At 69.5% G+C, this 20336-nt stretch carries 18 protein-coding genes; 4 read left to right on the forward strand and 14 right to left on the reverse strand.

From position 1 onward, the window contains the following. Positions 1-311: 311 nt before the first annotated feature. On the forward strand, positions 312-674 hold the full coding sequence (locus tag ABZT17_RS16465; protein WP_356349106.1) for a hypothetical protein: 363 nt from the start codon (positions 312-314) through the stop codon (positions 672-674). Here ABZT17_RS16465 and ABZT17_RS16470 read toward each other — a convergent pair. The 9 genes from ABZT17_RS16470 to ABZT17_RS16510 all read right to left on the reverse strand — a co-directional run bounded on the left by ABZT17_RS16470 (position 671) and on the right by ABZT17_RS16510 (position 12217). After that, a complete protein-coding gene (locus tag ABZT17_RS16470) occupies positions 671-877 on the reverse strand; it encodes a hypothetical protein (RefSeq protein WP_356349109.1) in 207 nt (68 codons plus the stop codon). The two genes, ABZT17_RS16465 and ABZT17_RS16470, sit on opposite strands and share 4 nt — an antisense overlap. A gap of 33 nt (positions 878-910) precedes the next feature. Further along, positions 911-1630 (reverse strand): L-ribulose-5-phosphate 4-epimerase AraD, encoded by a 720-nt coding sequence (gene araD, locus ABZT17_RS16475; protein ID WP_356349111.1) that lies wholly within the window; start codon positions 1628-1630, stop codon positions 911-913. Continuing rightward, positions 1630-3147 carry an L-arabinose isomerase gene (araA, locus tag ABZT17_RS16480; protein ID WP_356349114.1) on the reverse strand — a complete coding sequence of 506 codons (1518 nt, stop codon included), beginning with the start codon at positions 3145-3147 and terminating at the stop codon, positions 1630-1632. The genes araD and araA overlap by 1 nt, the downstream gene beginning before the upstream one ends. A gap of 46 nt (positions 3148-3193) precedes the next feature. Further along, positions 3194-4849, reverse strand: coding sequence for a ribulokinase (gene araB, locus ABZT17_RS16485; RefSeq protein ID WP_356349116.1), 1656 nt, complete (start codon positions 4847-4849; stop codon positions 3194-3196). Positions 4850-4962: 113 nt separating this feature from the next. Beyond that, a complete protein-coding gene (locus tag ABZT17_RS16490; protein ID WP_356349119.1) occupies positions 4963-7017 on the reverse strand; it encodes an RICIN domain-containing protein in 2055 nt (684 codons plus the stop codon). A 267-nt stretch (positions 7018-7284) separates the two neighbouring features. Further along, a complete protein-coding gene (locus tag ABZT17_RS16495) occupies positions 7285-8805 on the reverse strand; it encodes an alpha-N-arabinofuranosidase (protein WP_356349122.1) in 1521 nt (506 codons plus the stop codon). Positions 8806-8896: 91 nt separating this feature from the next. Continuing rightward, entirely contained in the window at positions 8897-9787 is an 891-nt protein-coding gene (locus tag ABZT17_RS16500) for a carbohydrate ABC transporter permease (RefSeq protein ID WP_356349124.1), read from the reverse strand. Next, complete coding sequence (locus tag ABZT17_RS16505) at positions 9784-10767, reverse strand: sugar ABC transporter permease (protein ID WP_356349126.1); 984 nt, start codon at positions 10765-10767, stop codon at positions 9784-9786. Before ABZT17_RS16505 ends, ABZT17_RS16500 begins: the two co-directional genes overlap by 4 nt. A 97-nt stretch (positions 10768-10864) precedes the next feature. Further along, complete coding sequence (locus tag ABZT17_RS16510) at positions 10865-12217, reverse strand: extracellular solute-binding protein (RefSeq protein ID WP_356349128.1); 1353 nt, start codon at positions 12215-12217, stop codon at positions 10865-10867. Positions 12218-12753: 536 nt separating this feature from the next. Between ABZT17_RS16510 and ABZT17_RS16515 the strand changes: the two genes are divergently transcribed. Then, a complete protein-coding gene (locus tag ABZT17_RS16515) occupies positions 12754-13797 on the forward strand; it encodes a LacI family DNA-binding transcriptional regulator (RefSeq protein WP_356349132.1) in 1044 nt (347 codons plus the stop codon). Positions 13798-13845: 48 nt separating this feature from the next. Here the strand turns inward: ABZT17_RS16515 and ABZT17_RS16520 are convergent, their stop codons facing one another. From ABZT17_RS16520 to ABZT17_RS16540, 5 genes are all read right to left on the reverse strand, one after another. After that, positions 13846-14580 carry an NAD(P)-binding domain-containing protein gene (locus tag ABZT17_RS16520; protein ID WP_356349134.1) on the reverse strand — a complete coding sequence of 245 codons (735 nt, stop codon included), beginning with the start codon at positions 14578-14580 and terminating at the stop codon, positions 13846-13848. Positions 14581-14645: 65 nt separating this feature from the next. Further along, entirely contained in the window at positions 14646-15242 is a 597-nt protein-coding gene (locus ABZT17_RS16525; protein ID WP_356349136.1) for a TetR/AcrR family transcriptional regulator, read from the reverse strand. A 121-nt stretch (positions 15243-15363) separates the two neighbouring features. Beyond that, on the reverse strand, positions 15364-16242 hold the full coding sequence (locus ABZT17_RS16530; RefSeq protein WP_356349138.1) for an alpha/beta hydrolase: 879 nt from the start codon (positions 16240-16242) through the stop codon (positions 15364-15366). Between the two features lie 204 nt (positions 16243-16446). Further along, positions 16447-16818, reverse strand: coding sequence for a DUF1330 domain-containing protein (locus ABZT17_RS16535; RefSeq protein ID WP_356349141.1), 372 nt, complete (start codon positions 16816-16818; stop codon positions 16447-16449). Positions 16819-16884: 66 nt separating this feature from the next. Next, on the reverse strand, positions 16885-17586 hold the full coding sequence (locus ABZT17_RS16540; RefSeq protein ID WP_356349145.1) for an SDR family oxidoreductase: 702 nt from the start codon (positions 17584-17586) through the stop codon (positions 16885-16887). Between the two features lie 222 nt (positions 17587-17808). On the opposite strand from ABZT17_RS16540, the gene ABZT17_RS16545 reads away from it, so the two are divergent. Both ABZT17_RS16545 and ABZT17_RS16550 read left to right on the forward strand, forming a co-directional pair. Then, entirely contained in the window at positions 17809-19308 is a 1500-nt protein-coding gene (locus ABZT17_RS16545; protein ID WP_356349148.1) for an MFS transporter, read from the forward strand. Between the two features lie 93 nt (positions 19309-19401). Beyond that, a complete protein-coding gene (locus ABZT17_RS16550) occupies positions 19402-19971 on the forward strand; it encodes a TetR/AcrR family transcriptional regulator (protein ID WP_356349150.1) in 570 nt (189 codons plus the stop codon). The last annotated feature ends 365 nt before the right edge of the window (positions 19972-20336 follow it).

Raw genomic sequence — 20336 nt, forward strand, 5'->3', positions numbered from 1 at the left:
CTGGCCGGTGAGGGCGCAGGATCCCCGACGCGCACGGCCTGTCACATCCAGTCGGCTGTCCGCTGGAGCTGAAGTGAGACTAGATCAGCTACAGGAAGGCGAACAGTTGCGCGGGCGCCTTTTACCCGATCTTGGTCGCCCCGGGCCTGTGCTGGAGGGCGGTCATCACGGCGTTGGCGAAGCACCCGCTGGAGGTCATCGGGGAGCATGCGGAACGACTTGTGGCGGCGCCCTCGGTCAGGGATGGGCGGACGGCCTCTATGTGGCTGCTCGGGCACCCGGATGTCAGACCCTTCCGTCATGCTCTGCGCATGATGATTGCGACCGACAGTCGGGGCCACGCGGTGAAGGGTCCTTCGGAGCAGGTGATAGGGACGATGCTCGCCGACCTGGATCAGGGCGACCACCTGATTCTTGAGCGGCAGGACGAGAGCCGGGAAGGCGACTGGTACATCCAGGTGCTGTCCGGTGGGGACGACACCTACCAGCTGGAGTACCGCGACGGGGTTCCCGCGGAGCACTACCAGACACAGGCGGAGTCGCAGGAGCAGGTGCTGCAAGGACTTCTCGGCTGGGTGGCCGGCAAGCCCGACTGGCGGGACGGCTTCGCATGGACCAGCATCGGCCACTGGTTCACGCCGGCCCCTGAAAAGGAGGGCGATCCGACCGCCTAGCTGTATTGCCCTGTGAGGTCGGGGTCGCTCTCCACCGGTAGTACGCACAGCAGATGGCCGCCGGGCGCCCGTAGCAACGGCCGGGCCGTCGCTCCGAGAGCCGCCGCCCGGAAGTGCGCTGCCCGGGCGGCCTCGGCTTCGGGTGTGTCGATCTGTACGGCGTACACGCGCAGTACGGCGTACACGCGGCTTCGGTGCGCCATCGTCATCGCACCCCCGTTACCCCGTTACCGCCGTCACCGCGTCACCGCCTCGCCCGGGGCCGCCGGATTGCCGTAGTAGGCGTCGGGGCCGTGTTTGCGGGTGTAGTGGCGGGCGAGGAGGTGGGGAGGGGGTGGACTCGTCGGGGAGAGGGACATGGTGTGCAGGGCGATGTCGGCGACGGCCTCGCAGATGATCGCGTGTTCCAGGGACTTGCGGGCGGTGGGTCCCCAGGTGAAGGGGCCGTGGCCGGCGACGAGGGCGGCGGGGACCTCGGCGGCCCGCTGGTCGTCGCCGCCGAGGAGGTCCACGATGACGCGGCCGGTGTTGTACTCGTAGTCCATCGCGCACTCCTCGGGGGTGAGGTCGCGGGTGACGGGGATGGGGCCGTTGAAGGTGTCCGCGTGTGTGGTGCCCAGGACGGGGATGTCGCGGTGGGCCTGGGCGAAGGCGACCGCGTGGGTGGAGTGGGTGTGGGTGACACCGCCGATGGAGGGGAAGGCGAGGTAGAGGCAGCGGTGGGTCTCGGTGTCGGTGGAGGGGCGCAGGTCTCCGTCGACGACGGCACCGTCGGACAGGCGCACCGTCACCAGGTCCTCCAGGGTCAGGCTCTCGTACGGCACTCCCGAGGGCTTGATGACGAAGACCCCGGCGTCACGGTCGACGCCGCTGACGTTGCCCCAGGTCAGGGTGGCCAGGCCGACTCGGGGGATGGTGAGGTTGGCTTCCAGTACCTCTTCGTGCAGGCTCGCCATCACAGGGCCTGGGCGAGGCGGTGGTAGGCGGCGTTCCAGCGGATTTCCTTGGCGAACCGGCCGGTGGTGGTGTGCTCGTCGATGGTCAGCAGTTCGACGCCGGTCATGTCGGCGAAGTCGGTGAGGGTCTCGAGGTCCACGGCCGAGCTGAGGACGGTGTGGTGCGGGGCACCGGCCAGGAGCCAGCTCTCGGCCGATTCCGCGAGGGAGGGGCGGGGTTCCCAGACGGCTCGGGCCACCGGCAGGAGTGGCAGTGGCTGACTGGGCGCGACGACGTCCACGGCGTTGGCGGTCAGCCGGAAGCGGTCGCCGAGGTCGGAGAGGCCGACGACGACGGCGGGGCCCGGGGCGGCGTCGAAGACGAGGCGGACGGGGTCCTCGCGGCCGCCGATGGACAGGGGGTGGATCTCGCAGCTGGGGCGGGCGGCGGCGATGGAGGGGCAGACCTCCAGCATGTGGGCGCCCAGGATCCGCGGCTCACCAGGACCCAGGTGGTAGGTGTAGTCCTCCATGAAGGACGTGCCGCCGGGCCGTCCGTGGCCCATGACCTTCAGGGTGCGCAGGAGCGCGGAGGTCTTCCAGTCGCCCTCGCCGCCGAATCCGTAGCCGTCGGCCATCAGGCGCTGCACGGCCAGGCCGGGAAGCTGGCGCAGGGCGCCGAGGTCCTCGAAGTTGGTGGTGAAGGCGGTGAAGCCGCCCTCGGTGAGGAAGGTGCGCAGGCCGAGTTCCTGGCGGGCGGCGTACAGGAGGGAGTCGTGGCGGATGCCGCCGGGGCGCAGGGCGGGGACGACGTCGTACGACTGCACGTACTCCTCGGCCAGTTCGGCCGCCGCTTTGTCCTCGACGGCGTCGACGACGGCGACGAGGTCGTTGACGCCGTAGGTGTTGACCGAGTAGCCGAAGCGGAGTTGGGCCTCGACCTTGTCGCCCTCGGTGACCGCGACGTCGCGCATGTTGTCGCCGAAGCGTGCGAGGCGCAGGCTGCGGGCGGTCTGGCGGCCGGCCGCCGCGCGGGACCAGGCGGCGATGCGGCGTATCACGCGGGGGTCGGTGGCGTGCCCGGCGACGATCTTCCGGCTGACGCCCAGACGGGCCTCGATGTGGGCGAACTCGCGGTCGCCGTGGGCGGCTTGGTTGAGGTTCATGAAGTCCATGTCGATGCTCGACCAGGGCAGCGACAGGTTGTACTGGGTGTGCAGGTGCAGCACCGGGCGGTCCAGCGCGCTCAGGCCGGCGATCCACATCTTCGCCGGGGAGAAGGTGTGCATCCACACGATCACCCCCGCGCAGACGTCCGACGCGTTGGCCTCCAGGCACATACGGCGGATCGACTCCGCGTCCGTGAGCACCGGCTTCCACACGATCCGCGACGGGATCTCGGCGGCCGCGTCCAGCCGCTCGGCGATCTGCCGGGACTGGTGGGCCACTTGAGCCAGGGTCTCCTCCCCGTACAGGTGCTGGCTGCCGGTGAGGAACCAGATCTCCTGGCTGTCGTAGGGCTGGGGTCGGGCCGTCATGACGGTTCCTTTCACAAGGGGTGGTGGCGGGGCACAGAGGGGTGGTTCAGGCGGAGGCCTCGGCGCGCAGGCGGCGCAGGCGGTGCATGACGTCGTTGGTGCCGCGCCCGAAGTAGTCGTGCAGGACGCGGTATTCGGCGTAGAGGCGCTCGTAGGCCACGGCCCGCTGGGGATCCGGCAGATACACGCGGCGGTGGACCTTGCCCATGGCGTGGGCGGCCGCGCGGATGTCGGGGTGGGCCCCCGCGGCCACGGCCGCGTGCATCGCGGCGCCGAGGGCCGGGCCCTGGGTGGAGGCGATGATGCTCAGCGGGCGAAGGGTGACATCGGCGTAGATCTGCATCAGCAGGGCGTTCTTCGTCAGCCCGCCCGCGATGATGAGTTCCCTGACCGGTACGGCGGCCGACTCGAAGGCGTCGATGATGGTGCGGGTGCCGAAGGCGGTGGCCTCCAGCAGGGCGCGGTAGACGTCCTCGGGGCGGGTGGAGAGGGTCTGGCCGATCAGCAGACCGCTGAGGTCGTGGTCGACCAGGACGGAGCGGTTGCCGCTGTGCCAGTCCAGGGCGATCAGGCCGTGTTCGCCGACGGCCTGCCCTGCCGCGAGGTCGGTCAGGTACTCGTGCGGCGTCCGGCCGGCCGCGGCGGCCCGCTCGGCGTACTCGGCCGGGAAGCCGGTGCGCACGAACCAGGCGAAGATGTCGCCGACACCGCTCTGTCCGGCCTCGTATCCCCACAGGCCCGGCAGGATGCCGCCGTCCACGACCCCGCACATGCCGGGTACGACCCCGTGCTGGTCGGAGCTCATCACATGGCAGGTGGAGGTGCCCATGATGGCGACCATCTGGCCGGGTTCCACGGCGACCGCCGCAGGTGCGGTGACATGCGCGTCGACGTTGCCGACGCAGACCGTGATCCCCTCCGGAAGGCCGGTCCAGGCGGCCGCCTCCGCGGTCAAGGTGCCCGCGGGGTCGCCGAGTTGGCCGATCGGGTGCTCCAGCTTGTCGGTGACGAAGCCGGCGAAGTCCGGATGCAGGGCCGCCAGATAGTCGGGTGAGGGGTAACTCCCGTTCTGGTACTGACCCTTGTAACCGGCGGTGCAGGCGTTGCGGACGTAGCTCCCGCACAGCCGCCACACGATCCAGTCCGCCGCCTCCAGCCAGCGCTCGGTACGGGCGTAGATCTCCGGGTCCTCCTCCAGGACCTGCAGCGCCTTGGCGAACTCCCACTCCGAGGAGATCTTGCCGCCGTAGCGCTCCAGCCACGGCTCCTTGCGCTCGGCGGCCAGCGCGTTGATGCGGTCGGCCTGGCCCTGCGCGGCGTGGTGGCGCCACAGCTTGACGTAGGCGTGCGGGCGGGCGCTGTACTCGGGCAGGTCGCACAGGGGGGTGCCGTCGGCGAGCACCGGCAGGACCGTGCACGCGGTGAAGTCGGTCCCGATGCCGATGACCTGCTCCGGCCGGACACCGGCGGCCGTCAGCGCCTCCGGCACCGCGTGGCGCAGGACGTCGATGTAGTCCGAGGGCACCTGTAGGGCCCAGTCCTGGGGCAGCCGGGTGCCGTCGGGGAGTTCACGGTCGAGGACCGCGTGCCGGTACGCGTGCTCGGCCGTCCCCAGCTCGGCGCCGTCGCGGACCCGGACCACCACGGCGCGGCCGGACAGGGTTCCGAAGTCGACGCCCACGACACAGGGTTCTTCAGGCACGGCGGCCCACCTCTCTGGTTCGGTACGTCAGGCAGGGTTCGAGATGTCAGTCACTGTTCGGGATACTGGACAGAGGATGGGGGGCCCGGCTGCGAAACCGGGCCCCCGGAGGGTCAGTTGACCCGCACGACCTGCCACAGCTCGTCGTCGGCGCCGGTGTCGGTCGCCTGGACGATCAGGGCACCGTTGGCCGTGGAGGCGGAGGCGACGTCCGCGACCAGACCGCTGGCGGAGTTGACGAGCTTGAAGTAGCCGCTTCCCGCGTCCGTCAGCGTCCAGTTCTGCGAGCTCGCGCCGGAGGACGCCTTCTGGACGACGGCCGCACCCGACGACGTCGAGCCGTTGTTGTCGAGGAAGAGAGCGCTGTTGACGTTCTTCACGGTCCACGCCCCGCCGGCGGCGGACTGGAACGTCCACAGCTGGCAGTTGTTGGCGGTGTTCACCCACTGGCCGGCCTGCTTGCCCACGGTGGTGGAGGCGCCGGGGATCTCGAAGAACTTGCCGCTGTTCTTGTTGACCAGCCGGTACTGACCGGTGGACAGGGTGGGCAGCGCGGTCTGGGTGAGGTTCCAGCGCTGGCAGGCGCAGCCGGTGTCGGACCACTGCCCGGCGGCGGTGCCGACGGTGGTGGAGGCGCTGGGGATCTCCAGGTACTTGCCGCTGATCCGGTTGGTGGCGGTGAAGCCGCCCGCCGGGTTCGGGGCGATCGCCCACTCGTGGTCGAGGGTGCCGTTGTCGTCCCACTGCAGGACCTTGGCGCCGTTGGCGGTGGACTGGTTCTGCACGCCCAGGACCTTGCCGCTGGCCACGTTGAAGATCTTGAAGTAGCCGGACGTCTGCTGGACGAACTTCCACTTCTGGTCGCTCGCGTTGTCGGCGTTCTGCTGGGTGGCGTTGATTCCGTTGGTGGTGGAGCCGCCCGCGATGGCCAGCAGCAGATGGCTGTTGGCGTTGGACATCGTGTAGGTGGCGCCGTCGGAGATGCCGCCGCCCAGGTCGATCGTGCCGTAGCTGACGGGGTTGAGGCCGGTGCTGGTCAGATGACCGCCGCTGAGGACCAGCAGGCTGTGGCCGTCGGAGAGCGGGAGCAGGCCGCGGCTGTAGCCGCCGGGGACGGTGGAGGCGATACGCGTCCACTGACCGGACGCGCCGTTCTGCGTGTTGAGGAACAGGTCGTCGGTGCTGTTGGCGCTGACGACCAGGGTGCCGTTGGCGCCGCCGGTCGGCAGCCAGGTGATGTACGGCGAGCTGGTGGGCACGGTGCCGTCGGTCGCCTTGAGGGCGATACCGGTCGCCGAGCCGAAGGCCTCCGGGTCGGCGGAGATCTTGTAGTAGACGGCGAAGCCGCCCTCGGGGGCGCCCCAGAACTCGTACGTCATCACGTAGTTGCCGTTGGGGAGCTTCGCGACCGTCGGCATGCCGGGGCGGTCGCCGTAGGTCGAGGTGGCGACGTCGTTCACCACGGAACCCCAGGTCAGGCCGTCCGTGGAGACCTGGTGGACGATCTTCTGGCCGTTGTTGGGATCACGCTGGTCGGAGTAGTACGCGATCAGCTTCGAGCCGGACACCATCAGGAACGGCTCCCACACGGGCGTCTGGCCGTTGGTGGGGTCGGCCTTGCCGCCGGTGGCGATGGTGCTGACGTAGGACCAGCTCACGCCGTGGTCGGTGCTGGCGTACAGGTCCAGCTCGGTCGTGGACAGGTCGCTCGGAATGGAGTTGCCGGCGGCGAGGATCGTGCCGGCCGGGAAGTTGCCGACGGCGGTGGGGAGTTCGTACAGGAACGGCTGGTAGCGCATGCCGAAGCCGTTGTGCGTGTCCGTGATGCTGGAGATCTGCGTCCAGCTGTTGCCGTTGTCGGTGCTGCGGTAGATCGGGAAGACGGGGGTGCCCGAGCTGTACTGCTCGAAGGAGGCCAGCAGGGTGCCGTTGGACGATCCGCTGTACTGCAGGCGCAGACCGCGCGGGTAGAGCGAGCCGGGGGACGGGGTGCCCGACGCGGGGGTGTACATCGTCTGCGAGGCGCGCGAGATCGCGTGGGCCGGGCCGGCGGAGGGGATGAGCAGGGCGACGACGGCTGCGAGCAGGGCCAGCAGCACGGTGATCGTCCGGGGTCTGTGAACGACGGGTGCGGCGCGGTACGCGGCGCCTTCCCTGGTGGTGGACATTGCGGCTCCCAAGGGGGTGTCCGGGATGAGGGGTGGTGCCTGACCCGCCGCTCCCGGGGAGGAGAAGGGGAGCCGGGAGCGGCGGGTGTCCTAGGGGGTGTTTCGACAGTCCTGTGCGGTGCCCGCGGTGTCCGGTGCGTGCTCTCGGCGTGCCGGACGAAAGCCCTCGTACTGGACGTACTTGGGGTTTCGACCGGTGCGGCGAGAGTGCGTGCCGGGCGCCGTGGGTGCTGTGCGGGACTTTCGAAACACCCCCTAGGGGGTGGGTCAGCCGGCGCGGCGCAGCCGGACGACGTTCCAGGAGACGGGCGGAAGGCTCACGGTGAGCCGTCCCTCGGTGACGGCACCGGTCTCGGCGGTGTACGGCCGGACCCGGTCGGGGTCGTCCTGGGTGTTGGTGGCGCGGATGTCGGGGTCGCTGAGCACGGAGTGCTCCACCGGCGTGTAACCGGGGAACGCCCGCAGGTCGAGGGCGAGTTCGACGTTCTCGGCCTGGTGCCGGTTGACGGCGAAGACGGTGAGCTCGTCGGGGCCGTCGGCGCCCTCGACATGGGTGGCCACGGCGTCGACGACCGGGACTCCGCCGAATCGTTTCGTCTCATAGAGGGGCGCGACCGGCTCCACCCGCAGGACCGTGCCGCGGGCGTGCCGGGCGGCCTGGGCGAAGGGGTGGAAGGTGGTCTGCCGCCAGCTCGGGCCGCCGGCCTCGCTGCGGATCGGGGCGATGACGTTGACGAGCTGGGCGAGGCAGGCGGCCGTGACGCGGTCGCTGTGCCGCAGCAGGCTGATCAGCAGCCCGCCGACCACGACGGCGTCGGCGACGTTGTACTCGTCCTCGATGACGCGCGGGGCCACCGCCCACTCGGTGGGCTTCTCCGCCGCCTCGAACCGGGAGTTGTACCAGACGTTCCACTCGTCGAAGGAGAGGTTGATCCGCTTCCTGCGGCCCAGCTTGGCCCGGATGTGGTCGGCGGTGGCGACCACCGACTCCACGAAGCCGTCCATGTCGACGGCGGAGGCGAGGAAGCTGCCGAGGTCCCCGTCGAGCTCCTCGTAGTAGGCGTGGCAGGAGATGTAGTCGACCTGGTCGTACGCCTCCTCCAGCACGGTCGCCTCCCAGGCGCCGAACGTCGGCATGGAGGAGCTGGAGCTGCCGCACGCGACCAGTTCGAGGTTCGGGTCGATCATGCGCATCGCGCGGCCGGTCTCGGCGGCGAGGCGGCCGTACTCGGCGGCGGTCTTGTGACCGGTCTGCCAGGGGCCGTCCATCTCGTTGCCCAGGCACCACATACGGATGCCGAAGGGGTCGGCGGCGCCGTTCTTGATCCGCTGGTCGGACCAGGCGGTGCCGCCGGGGTGGTTGGCGTACTCCAGCAGGTCCAGGGCCTCGGCGACGCCCCGGGTGCCGAGGTTGAGGGCCATCATGGGCTCGACGCCGGCCTTCCTGGCCCAGCGGTGGAACTCGTGCAGACCGAACGCGTTGGTCTCGGTGCTGTGCCAGGCGAGGTCGAGACGGGTGGGCCGGTCGGCGACCGGGCCGACGCTGTCCTCCCAGCGGAAACCGGAGACGAAGTTGCCGCCGGGATAGCGCACGGCGGTCACCCCCAGCTCGCGCACCAGGTCCAGGACGTCACGGCGCAGGCCGTCCTCGTCGGCGAGGGGATGGCCGGGTTCGTAGATACCGGTGTAGACACAGCGGCCCATGTGCTCGACGAACGAGCCGAAGGTACGGGGGCTCACGTCGGCGACGCGGAAGGCGGGGTCGACGGTCAGGGAGGCGTGCAGCATGAAGGTCGCTCCGGGATGTGCGCGAGGAGGAGGGGGGAACGGGCGGGCCTGTCAGGTCACTTGAGGCCGTCAGGTCATGTGAGCCGTCGGTTCACTTGAGGCTTCCGACGGTCAACCCGCCGCGCCAGTACCGCTGAAGGAGGAGGAAGGTGACGATCAGCGGCAGGATCGCGACCAGGGAACCCGCGATGACCAGGGTGAAGAGCGCGTTGGAGCCGGACTGGATCAACGCTCCCTCGTACCAGGACTGCAGACCGACGGTGAGCGGGAAGAGCTTGTCGTTGTTGAGCATCACCAGCGGCAGGAAGAAGTTGTTCCAGGTGCCGACCATGGAGAACAGCAGCACGGTGACGAGCGCCGGCTTCAGGGTCGGCAGCGCCACCGACCACAGCACCCGCAGCTCGCCGGCCCCGTCCATACGGGCCGCCTCCAGCAGCTCGTCCGGCAGGGACTCCTGGACGTAGACCCGTACGAGATAGACACCGAAGGGGTTGAGCAGCTGGGGCAGGATGACCGCCCACATGGTGTTGGTCAGCGCCACCTTGCTCAGCAGCAGATAGGTGGGGATGGCCAGCGCGGTGGCGGGCACCATGATCGCGCCGAGGAGGCTGGAGAAGAGCAGGTTGCGGCCGGGGAAGCGGTACTTGGCGAAGGCGTAGCCCGCGAGGGTCGCCACGGCGGTGGCGCCGACGCCGCTGACACCGGCGTAGATCGCGGTGTTGCCCATCCAGCGCAGGTACTCGCCGTCGTTGTACGTGAACAGCTCCCGGACGTTGGTGAAGAAGGAGCCGGGCGAGTGGAACCAGAGGGCGGCGGTGGAGAACAGCGCGTCGTTGCCCTTGGTGGCGGCGACGACCAGCCACCAGAACGGCAGCAGGAAGTAGAGGATCATCGCCACCATCACCACGTTGACGGTGACCCGTCCGCGCGCGGCGGAGGTACGGCGGACGGCGGGCAGGGCGGTGGCTGCGGCGGTCGTCACTTCAGTCCGCTCCTTTTGCGCGCGGCGAACAGGAAGATGTAGGAGCCGATGAAGACCACCGCTCCGAGGGAGAAGGAGATGGCGGCGGAGTAGTTGAACTCCGAGTACTGGAACGCCAGGTTGTAGGCGTACAGGTTGGGCGTGTAGTCCGGGGTGATCACCGAGGAGGCGCTGTGCTCCAGGACCCGTGGTTCGGTGAAGAACTGCAGGGTGCCGATGAGGGTGAACATCAGGGTGAGGACGATCGCCGAGGAGATCATCGGGACCTTGATGCGCAGGGCCGTCTGGAACTGGCCGGCGCCGTCGAGCTTCGCGGCCTCGTAGACCTCGCGGGGCAGTCCCTGCAGGGCGGCGTACAGGACGATCATGTTGTAGCCGGTCCACTGCCAGGTCACGATGTTGCCCAGTGAGGTCAGCATCAGACCGTGCGAGAGCAGGTCGACCTTGCCGAGGCCGAGGGAGTGGCTGATCGAGTTCACCGGCCCGAAGGTCGGGCTGTAGAGGAAGCCCCACATCAGGGCGCCGATCACCGCGGGCACGGCGTACGGCATGAACAGGGTCATCCGGAAGACCTTGGCGAGCTTGTTGGTGACCTCGTCGATGATCAGCGCGCCCAGCAGGGCGAGACCGAGCATCAGCGGGATCTGGACCACGCCGAAGACGACGACCCTGCGCACACCGGACAGGAACTTCGGGTCGGTGAAGGTCTGCTGGTAGTTGGCGAACCAGCTGAAGTGGTCGCCCCCCACCAGGGTGGACGTCCTGAGGCTCAGCCAGAAGGCGTAGCACAGCGGAGCCACCAGGAAGGCCAGGAAGAGCAGAAGGAACGGGCTGACCAGCAGCAGGCCCATGCCCTTGTGCCGGGTGCGGGCCGAGAACCCGCCGGGGCGACGGCCCGCCACGGGAGTACGAAGTCCCCTCGCGGGGACGGCACTCGGCGGTGCCGTCGCGGTGGATCCCTGCTGTCGGAGCAGGCTCATCACTTCTCCTTGCGCGTGGTGCGGGCCCCCGCCGGCGGCGGAGCTTTCGGGCGCGGGCGCGCCGGCGGGGGCGGCGGGGAGTCGGGACTCGGGCCGGTTACTTGCCGACCTTGAAGCCCTGCTTGCTCGCGTAGGAGCTCACCTGCTGCTGGACGTTGTCGTTGACGGACGACCAGGCGGTCTGGCCCTGGAGGGCCTTGCCCACCTCACTGGTGTCGGTGTTGTAGGCGTAGTCCTGGAACGGGCTCCAGTCGAAGCTGGAGATGCCGTTCGCGGCGGGCACGAACACCGAGTTGATCTGCTGGCCGCCGAAGAAGTCGTACTTCTTGGACTTGAAGTACGTCCCGTTGAGGATCGGGTTGGACAGCGGGAAGAGGTACGCCTGGTCGATGCCGATCTTCCAGGCCGCCTCGGAGGTGCCGAACAGCTCCCGGGCGACCTCGGTGGCCTCCTTGGGGTGCTTGGTCTGCGAGGTCACCGAGAAGCTCGAACCGCCCCAGTCGCCCTGGGCGTTAGCGCCCGCGGTCCACTGCGGCAGCGGGGCGACACGCCACTTGCCGGCGGTCTTCGCGGCGACGCTGGAGAGATAGCCCGGGCCCCAGCCGGCCGCGATGTAGGTGGCGTACTTGCCGCTGCTCAGGCCGTTGTAGAAGTCCGTGGTGGCGTACGACTGGGTGTCGACCAGCTTGTTCTTGACCAGGTCGCCCCAGTATTCGTACACCTTCTTGGCGTTGTCGTCGTTGAGCTTGACCCCGATGTCCGGGAGCTTGCTCGCCGAGTACGTGTAGGGGCGGGAGCCGGCCTGCCAGGTCAGGCCCTGGCGCCAGCCGGCGGCCGTCTCGTCGCTGCCGAAGTCGGTCATGTAGGCGCTGGGGTCGGCCTTGTGCAGCTTGGCTGCCTCCTCCTTGAACTCCGCCCAGGTGGTCGGCACCTTGAGGCCGTACTTCTTGAAGAGGTCGGCCCGGTACATCATCGCCATCGGGCCGCCGTCGACCGGGATGGCGTAGACGTGGTCGCCGTCGGAGGCCTGGTTCCAGGCCCAGGACACGTAGTTGCCCTTGTCGGCGCCCGCGCCGTACTTGCCCATGTCGAGCAGGCCCTTGGTGAGCTGGATGGTCGGCAGCTCCTGGAACTCCAGCATGACGACGTCCGGGGCACCCTGGCCGGCCTTGAGCGCGGTCTTCAGCTTGGTGTACTCGTCCTGGCCGACGCCGGCCTGGACCCAGTCGACCTGGACGTCCTTGTGGGTCTTGTTGAACTCGGCCACGACCTGCTTGAACTGCGGGTACCACGCCCACACCTTGATGTGCACGGGACCGCTCTGCGCGCCGCCGGCGCTGCCGCCCCCGCCGCCGCAGGCCGCGAGAAGCACGCCGGCGAGGGCGGCGGAGGTAGCCGCGACCGTGGTCCGCCGGAGGGAACGGAGCTGGGGCTTTCTGCTGGACGACATGAGCGATCTCCTGGGTGTGGTGCCCGAGGGCAGGACGGAGTACGGGAGGTGCGGGGGGCGGGGGTGCGGGGGGCGGGGGTGCAGAGAGGTGCGAGGACGTGCTGGGGCGTGCCGGGACGTGCGAAGAGGTGCGCCGGAGACACGGAGAACCGGCGTGAAAGCGGGTTGCGCGCCTACGGATGCGGCGGGCGGACGTCGGTCGACGCGGGAGGGTGGGCGTACGTGACGTGGGTGGGGGGAGAAGACGGCTCGGTGATCAGCGCGGCGGGCGCGCCGGGCAAGGGCTCAGACCGCGGTGAGTAAAGAGTGATGCCCTGTCAGGACGGGTGCGGCTCCCGGCCCGTGAGAGGTTGCTGGTCCCACTGCGGCTCCTACTGGTCATCCCTGGTACTTGATCCGCTGGGACCAAGCCCTTCTGCTACGCTCTGCAGCGCTGCAAAAGTGTTAACCGAGAAGTTGCCGCGCTGCAAGAGGCACAGAGGACCTCTGAGAGAAAATTTCAGCGCTGAAACCGACATTCGGGATGAAGGTGACATATGGCAAAGGGCGTCACACTCCGCGACGTCGCGGAGCTCGCCGGCGTCTCCAGCAGGACCGTGTCCAACGTGGTCAACGGCTACGCGCCCGTCGCCGAGGCCACCCGCGCCCGGGTCCAGCAGGCCGTCGACAAGCTCGGCTACCGGCCCAATGTGCTGGCCCGCAACCTCGCCGCGGGCCGTTCGGGCCAGATCGCCGTGGTGGTGCCGTATCTGGACACGCCGTACTTCGCCGAACTGCTGCAGGGCATCATCCGCGCGGCCCGGGTCCAGGGCTACAACGTCCTGATCGACCAGACGGACGGGGACGCCGAGCACGAGAAGCTGTTCCTCAGCCGCGGCTCCCAGCATCTGCTGTTCGACGGCGTCATCTTCAGCCCTCTCGGCCTCGCCCAGTCCGACCTGTCCGAGCGTGATCCGAGCCTGCCTCTCGTCGTGCTCGGCGAGCGGGTGAGCGACGGCGGTTTCGACCATGTCGGCATCGACGACGTGGCCGCCTCCCTGGAGGCGACCGAGCATCTGCTCGGCCTCGGCCGGCGCCGCGTCGCCGCGATCGGCGACCAGCCCTACCGCACCGGCGAGGCGGCCCAACTGCGCACCCGGGGCTACCGGTTGGCGCACGAGCGGGCCGGACTGGCCGTCCACGAGGAACTCGTGGTCTCCACGCCACGGTTCAACCGCTCCGACGGGGCGAGCGCCATGGCCCATCTGCTCGACCTGGCGGAACCGCCCGACGCGGTCTTCTGCTACAGCGACCTGGTCGCCCTGGGCGCCCTGCACACCCTGGCCTCCCGCGGACTGCGCGTCCCCGAGGACGTCGCCGTCGTCGGCTACGACGACATCGAGGACGGCCGCTACTCCAATCCGTCCGTCACCACGGTCTCCCCGGACAAGAAAGTGATCGCGGAGACGGCGGTGGAACGCCTGCTCAAACGGATCGGCAGCTCGACCCCCGTCCCGGGCATGGAGATCCGGGCGCCACACCGCCTGATCCCCCGAGCGAGCACGATCGGGCGAACCGCGGCGGCGGCCGACGGGGCGTGAGGGCGCATCCCTCCAGGTCGGCGAGGAACCCTACCTGTTCACCCGTGTTCACCTGTGGGCCGCGCGGTTCATCTCCACGACGTCCTCCAGGGTGGGATCGGCGCCGAGGGCGGTGAAGCGCTCCGCCATGGTGTCCCGGACGGCCGTGTCCTTGACGCGGTCGGCCGCGGCCAGGGCCGCCGGCAGTTCGTCCAGGGTCAGTTCGGTGCAGTAGGCGGGACCCATCGGCTGCTGGCGCCAGGAGTCGGCCAGTGTCCCCGCGTCGTAGGGGTCGAATCCGGTGTCGTCCACCAGGCGCATGGCCACGCGCTTCGCCTCCTCCGAATCGCCGGCGACCGGGATGGCGATACGGCCCGGAGTACCCGCCGGGACTCCCTTCGTCCGCTGGGTCTCGGCCAGGGCGGCGTTCCATGCCTTGATCACGGGGCGGCCGAGGAGTTCGGAGGTGTGGACGCTCTCCGTCGTGCCGGCCTCCACCGCCTCGATCCGCCCGTTGAGGTGCGGGTAGTAGTTGGAGGTGTCGATGACCACCGTCTCGGCGGGGACGGAGGCGAACAGATCGGCCAGTTGTCCCGCCACCCCGAAGGGGACGGCCAGGATGACGGCGTCCCTGTCCTTGACGGCGTCGGCCGGAGCGGCCGCGCGGGCGCCGCTCGCCAGCACGTCCGGCGCCACGGCCTCGCGCCCGCGGGCGTCGGCCACCTCGACGTCATGACCGGCTTCGGCGAGCTTGCGAGCGAGATTGCCGCCGATGGCTCCGGCGCCTATAACGGTGATTTTCATGAATTGTCCTTGTTGAGAGACGCACCACTCCGAGGGGCGGCGCGAGTGACTGGCCCGGCGGCGGCTTACGCCTCGGGCTTCCGTTCGCTGTAGCCGGTGGCGATGAGTGCGCGGACGCGGTCCAGCGACTCCTCCTCCGCGGCACCGGCGCCCTTGAGCCAGGCGACGGAGATGGCCGCGAGGAAGAGGTCGTAGCCCTTCACCGACTCGCGTACGTGTCCCGTCCGCTGCGCGGCCCGCACATACCCCTCGGTGGCGGTGATGACGGTGTCGCAGGGCAGCGTGAGCGGGTTGTCCGGATCCTGCGCCCTGGCCGCCGCCATGAGCGGTTCGGGCAGTCCGCTGAACGCGCTGAAGTACTCCTCCAGCGCGCGCAGCCACTGCTCCAGCGCCTTGCCGGCGTCGCCGAGCCGCGCGATCTCCGCCTGCCGCGCCACCAGTTCCTCGGAACGCGTCTGGAGTACGGCCGCCAGCAGCGCCTCCCTGGTGGGGAAGTGCCGGTACAGGGTGCCGGGTCCGACGCCCGCCTCCTTGGCCACCGCCTCCAGGGACGTACCGACCCCGTACTTCAGGAAGTGACGCTGCGCCGCGGCCAGAAGGGCGGCGCGGTTGCGCCGGACGTCCGCACGGGGCTTGCGCTCCTGCTGTCCACCGGCACTCATACGCCCTCCCGGCTCGCGCGATCCTGCGGTTCCATGAAACGGAGGCCGCCTCCGTACTGGTTCCAGAGTAAAGCGGAGGCACCATCCGGTCAAACGGGCCATCGGCGCGGTCGGCCGGGGGTCAGGCCGCCGCGTTGAGCAGCTCGGCCAGTACGTCGGGCCGCTCCAGGGCGATGAAGTGGCCCGCTCCCGGGACCTGGGTGAAGTCGGCGGCCGGGAGCAGCTTCTTGTTGGCTTCGCGGTCCGACGGCCGGGACCAGTCCTTCTCGCCGTAGACCAGGTGGACCTGCGCCTTGACCTCGGGGTAGCGCTTGCGGGCCTCGATGAGGCTCGGCAGCGCCTGGTACACACCCCGGGCGACGGCCGGGTAGCCGGGGCGCTTGCCCACCTGGAGGAGTTCGTCCACGTAGTCCTCCCGCAGCGCGCTCTTGTCGCCGAGACCGCCCTGAAGGATCTTGGTGAGGGCGGGCTTTGGTTCCACCCCGGCGATCACCGGGCCCACGCCGGGGGCGAGGACCCCCGTGACCACGACCCGGGCCAGGAGACTGGAGCGGGCGATGCCACCGGCGAAGTCGTACGTGTTCACCGCGACGACCTTCCGGACGCGCTCGGGAAGGTCGGCCGCGGTGGTCAGGGCGAGCACGGCACCCATGGACTCCCCGACCAACGTCACGTCGCGCAGGTCGAGTTCGGTCAGCAGTCGCTCGACGCCCGCGCGCATGGCCGGCTCGTCGTACGACGCCCCGGGCACGATCTCGGAGTAGCCCATCCCCGGCAGGTCCAGGGCGTACACGGTGTACTGCTCCGCGATCAGCGGAACGAGGAGGCGGAAGTGCTCGGCCTGGGTGCGCACGGTGTGCAGCAGGACCAGGGGAGCGCCGCTGCCGGCCTTGAGGTAGCGCAGGCTTCCCTCACGGCCGGCACGTCCCGCTCGCGGGGCCATGACGTGCGTGGTGGTTCCGGGGATGTGGATCGAGGGACGCGACTGGGTGCTGGACATCTCGAGGACTCCTTGGGCATGAGAGGGGTGCATGGAAGGGGGTGCGTGAGAGGGTTACCGGAACGGCTCGCGCACTCTCTCCGGAGAATGGGAAACCGATCGGTTTCCACTAAGGTAAACCGATCGGTTTCCGGGCGCAAGCCCGGCGGTGCGTGAGATCGCGGCCAGGACTCTTCTGGTGGCCTCAGGGGCCTTCTGGTGGCCCTAAGGCTTGAGCACCGCCAGTACGTCGTCGAGCGACACGCCGGTGGGGTCACTCATGTCGGACCCGTCGAACGTCTGCCAGATGTAGGACGCCGTCCCGTTCTCCCGCAGCGGGTGCAGGTCTGCCAGCTCCGGATCGTCCCGGAAGCCGTTGAAGGCCTCCTCGGACTCCCATTCGACGAGGAACAGCACCTGCCGTGGCGCGAGGTCACCGGTCACGTTGTCCCGGAAACGACCGAACGCCACCATGCGGCCCCCGTACCGCGGAGCCACTTCGGGCAGGCGGCTGAAATACGCCAGGTACTTCTCCACATCGACCACGTCGAACATGTTCAGGGCGTAGAACTTCTTGTTCTCCGCGTTCGCGCTCATCGCTGATGCCCTCTCAGGGGTGTGAGGAACCTGCCGTCCGGGGCCTCGCGCCGCCGGACGCCGTGCCTACTGGGCGAGTTGGGGGTACAGCCCCGCGAGGTCACCGGCCAGGCCCGCCTTGACCTGCCGGGAGATGTCGTCGGCGAGCACCTCGTGCGCGCCGGTCTCGATGCCGTCGAGGGCGAGTGCGGCGACCGCACGGGGGTCGGACTTGGGAGCGTCGACGCCCGCGGTCAGATCCGTGTCCACATAGCCCACGTGCAGTCCGGTGACCGAGATGCCGCGCGGCTGGAGCTCCAGGCGCAGGGAGTTGCTCTGCGACCACAGGGCGGCCTTGGAGGCGCTGTAGGAGCCGCCGAGCGCGATCCAGGAGAGCACGGAGTGCACGTTGAGGAGGTGGCCGCCGCCGTTGCTCTCGATGATCGGCACGAAAGCCCGGGTGAGGAGGAGCGGGCCGTAGAAGTTGGTCTCGAACTCCCGGCGTACGTCGTCGACCGGGGAGTCGAGGAAGGACGCGCCGACATGAGCGCCGGCGTTGTTGATCAGCACGGTCACGTCCTGCGCCTGCGCGGCGGCGGCCGCCACGGAGGCCGGGTCGGTCGCCTCCAGGGCCACCGGGACGGCGTCGGGGTGCGTCACGGTGCGCGGGTCGCGGGCCGTGGCGTAGACCTTGCCGGCGCCGCGTGCGTACAGCTCTTCCACCAGGGCCTTGCCGATGCCTCGGCTGCCGCCGGTGACGAAGACGTTGGCGCCCTTCAGTGCGGTCATGACTCTCTCCAGAGAACGAGAAACAGATCGGTTTCCAACAAGGTAAACCGATCAGTTTCTCGATGCAAGCCGGACGCGAGCCGGACGCCGGTCCGGTGACCCCGCCCCCTCCGCGCGTGACCCGCCCTCACTTGCACCTCGGAAACCGATCTGTTTTCCTAAGTGGGAAACAGGTCGGTTTCCGATCGACGGCCTGCCCATGACCAGCGACCAAGGGGAAAAGTGAGTACCACCTTCGACCGCGGAGCACCCGCCTCCGGGAAAACAGACTCGGGCCGCCGGGGCTCACATGCCGTGCGCTGGTGGGTGCTCGTCGTGCTGGGCACGGCGCAGCTCATGGTCACGCTCGACGCGACCGTCGTGAACATCGCGCTGCCCGCGGCACAGCACGACCTCGGTTTCAGCGACGGCAGCCGGCAGTGGGTCGTCACGGGTTACGCCCTGGCCTTCGGCAGCCTGCTGCTGCTCGGCGGCCGGCTCGGTGACCTGTTCGGCCGGCGTACGACCTTCGTGACCGGCCTGATCGGTTTCGCGGGGGCGTCCGTCCTCGGCGGCGCGGCCACCAGCTTCGACATCCTCGTCACGGCACGTGTGGCCCAGGGACTCTTCGCCGCGCTGCTGGCACCCGCGGCACTCTCCCTGCTCAGCGTGACCTTCACCGACCCGGCCGAGCGGCCGAAGGCCTTCGGCATCTTCAGCGCCCTGGCCGGCGCGGGCGCCGCGGTCGGACTCCTGCTCGGCGGCATGCTCACCGAATGGGCGTCATGGCGCTGGGTGATGTACGTGAACGTCGTCTTCGCCGGCGTCGCGCTGGCCGGTGCGCTCCTGCTGCTGGCCAAGCCCGCGGTCACCGAGCGGCCCAGGATCGATGTTCCCGGCACCGCCGTGGTGAGCGCCGCGCTCTTCGGCATCGTCTACGGCTTCGCGCACGTCGAGTCCACCAGCTGGACCGACCCGGTCGCCCTCGGCTCCATGATCGGCGGCGTCGTACTGCTCGGGGTGTTCGCCTGGCTGGAGTCCAGGGTCGCGCATCCGTTGCTGCCGCTGCGGCTCGTGCTGGACCGGACCCGTGGCGGTGCGTTCCTGGCCGTGTTCGTGCTGGGCATGGGGATGTTCTCGATCTTCCTGTTCCTGACCTACTACCTGGAGGCCAGCATCGGCTACTCGCCGATCGAGGCCGGGCTGTCGTTCCTGCCGATGGTCGCGGGCATCGTCGCCTCGTCGACCACGGTGCCCTCGCTGGTGCTGCCCAGGGTCGGCCCGAAGCTCGTGGTCAGCGCCGGCTTCCTGGTCTCCGCGTCGGGTATGGCCCTGCTGACGCGGCTCACGCTGAACAGCGCCTACGCCGCCGACATCATGCCGGGCATGATCCTGCTGGGTCTCGGTATCGGCGCGGTGATGACCACCTCCTTCCAGGGGGCGACCTCGGGCGTGCACCACGAGGACACGGGCGTCGCCTCGGCGCTGATCAACACCAGTCAGCAGGTGGGCGGCTCGATCAGCACCGCGCTGCTGACCACCGTCGCCTCGTCGGCCGCGACCGACTACGTCTCCTCGCACAAGCCCGGCGCACTGACCATGGCCCAGGCCGGGGTCGAGAGCTACACGGCCACCCTGGCGTGGGGGGCCGGGATCTTCGTCGTCGGCGCCGTGCTCTCGGCGTTCCTGATGCCGAACACGCCTCTGGCGCCCTCGGAGGGCGAGCCCGTCATCGCCCACTGAGCCGGAACCCACCGGGCCATCCGGGAGGGCAGGTGCGCAAAACTCGTAAACCGATCGTTTTCCAATGAGCAGGAATCGAGTTAACCTCGCAATATGACCACCGAGGCGAAGTCAAGCTCCCGAGAGCGGCTGCTGGAGGCAGCGGCCACGCTCACCTACCGAGACGGCGTCAGCATTGGCGTCGACGCGCTGTGCAAGGCGGCGGGGGTGTCGAAGCGCTCCATGTACCAGCTGTTCGAGAGCAAGGGCGAACTGCTGGCGGCGAGCCTGGAGGAACGTGCCTCCGCCTATGTGAGGACCCTCCTCCCGGCGGCGGACGACGACAGGCCGCCCCGCGAGCGGATCATGCATGTCTTCGAGCAGCTGGAATCACAGGCGGGCGCACCCGACTTCCAGGGCTGCCGGTATCTCGCCGTGCAGATCGAGCTCAAGGACCCGGACCATCCCGCGAGCCGGGTGGCCCACCGGGTCAAGGAGAACCTGACGGGCTTCTTCCGCAGGGAGGCCGAGAAGGGCGGGGCGAGCGATCCGGACCTGCTGGCCCGGCAGCTGATCCTGGTCTTCGACGGCGCCAGCGCCCGCGCGGGAATCAGAGCCGACACCCCGACCGGGCTCATCGCCCCCACCGTGACCGTCCTGCTCGACGCGGCGGACATGCACTGACCCTTCACCTCCGCGGCAGAGCGGCCTACGACCCCTGCCGCGGAGGGGGTGGGTGCGCTCGGTCGGGCGCACGCGCGGGGTGCGACCTCTCGGGTGCACGCGCGGGGTGCGCCCGCTCGGGTTCACGCACGGGGTGCATCCGCTCGGGTTCACGCACGGGGTGCATCCGCTCGGGCTTGCACGCGCGGGGTATGTCCGCTCGGGCTTGCACCCCTCAGGGCGTGGCCGCTCGGACTACACGTACCCGGGCGTGCCCGCTCGGACTTACACCAACCGGGGCGTGCCCGCTCGGCCTTGCACCCGCGGGGCGTGGCCGCTCGGGCTTGCACCCGTCAGGGCGTGGCCGCTCGGACTACACCTACCCG

It is taken from the genome of Streptomyces sp. NPDC005648, assembly GCF_040605395.1.
In the GTDB taxonomy this organism is placed as follows: Bacteria; Actinomycetota; Actinomycetes; order Streptomycetales; family Streptomycetaceae; genus Streptomyces.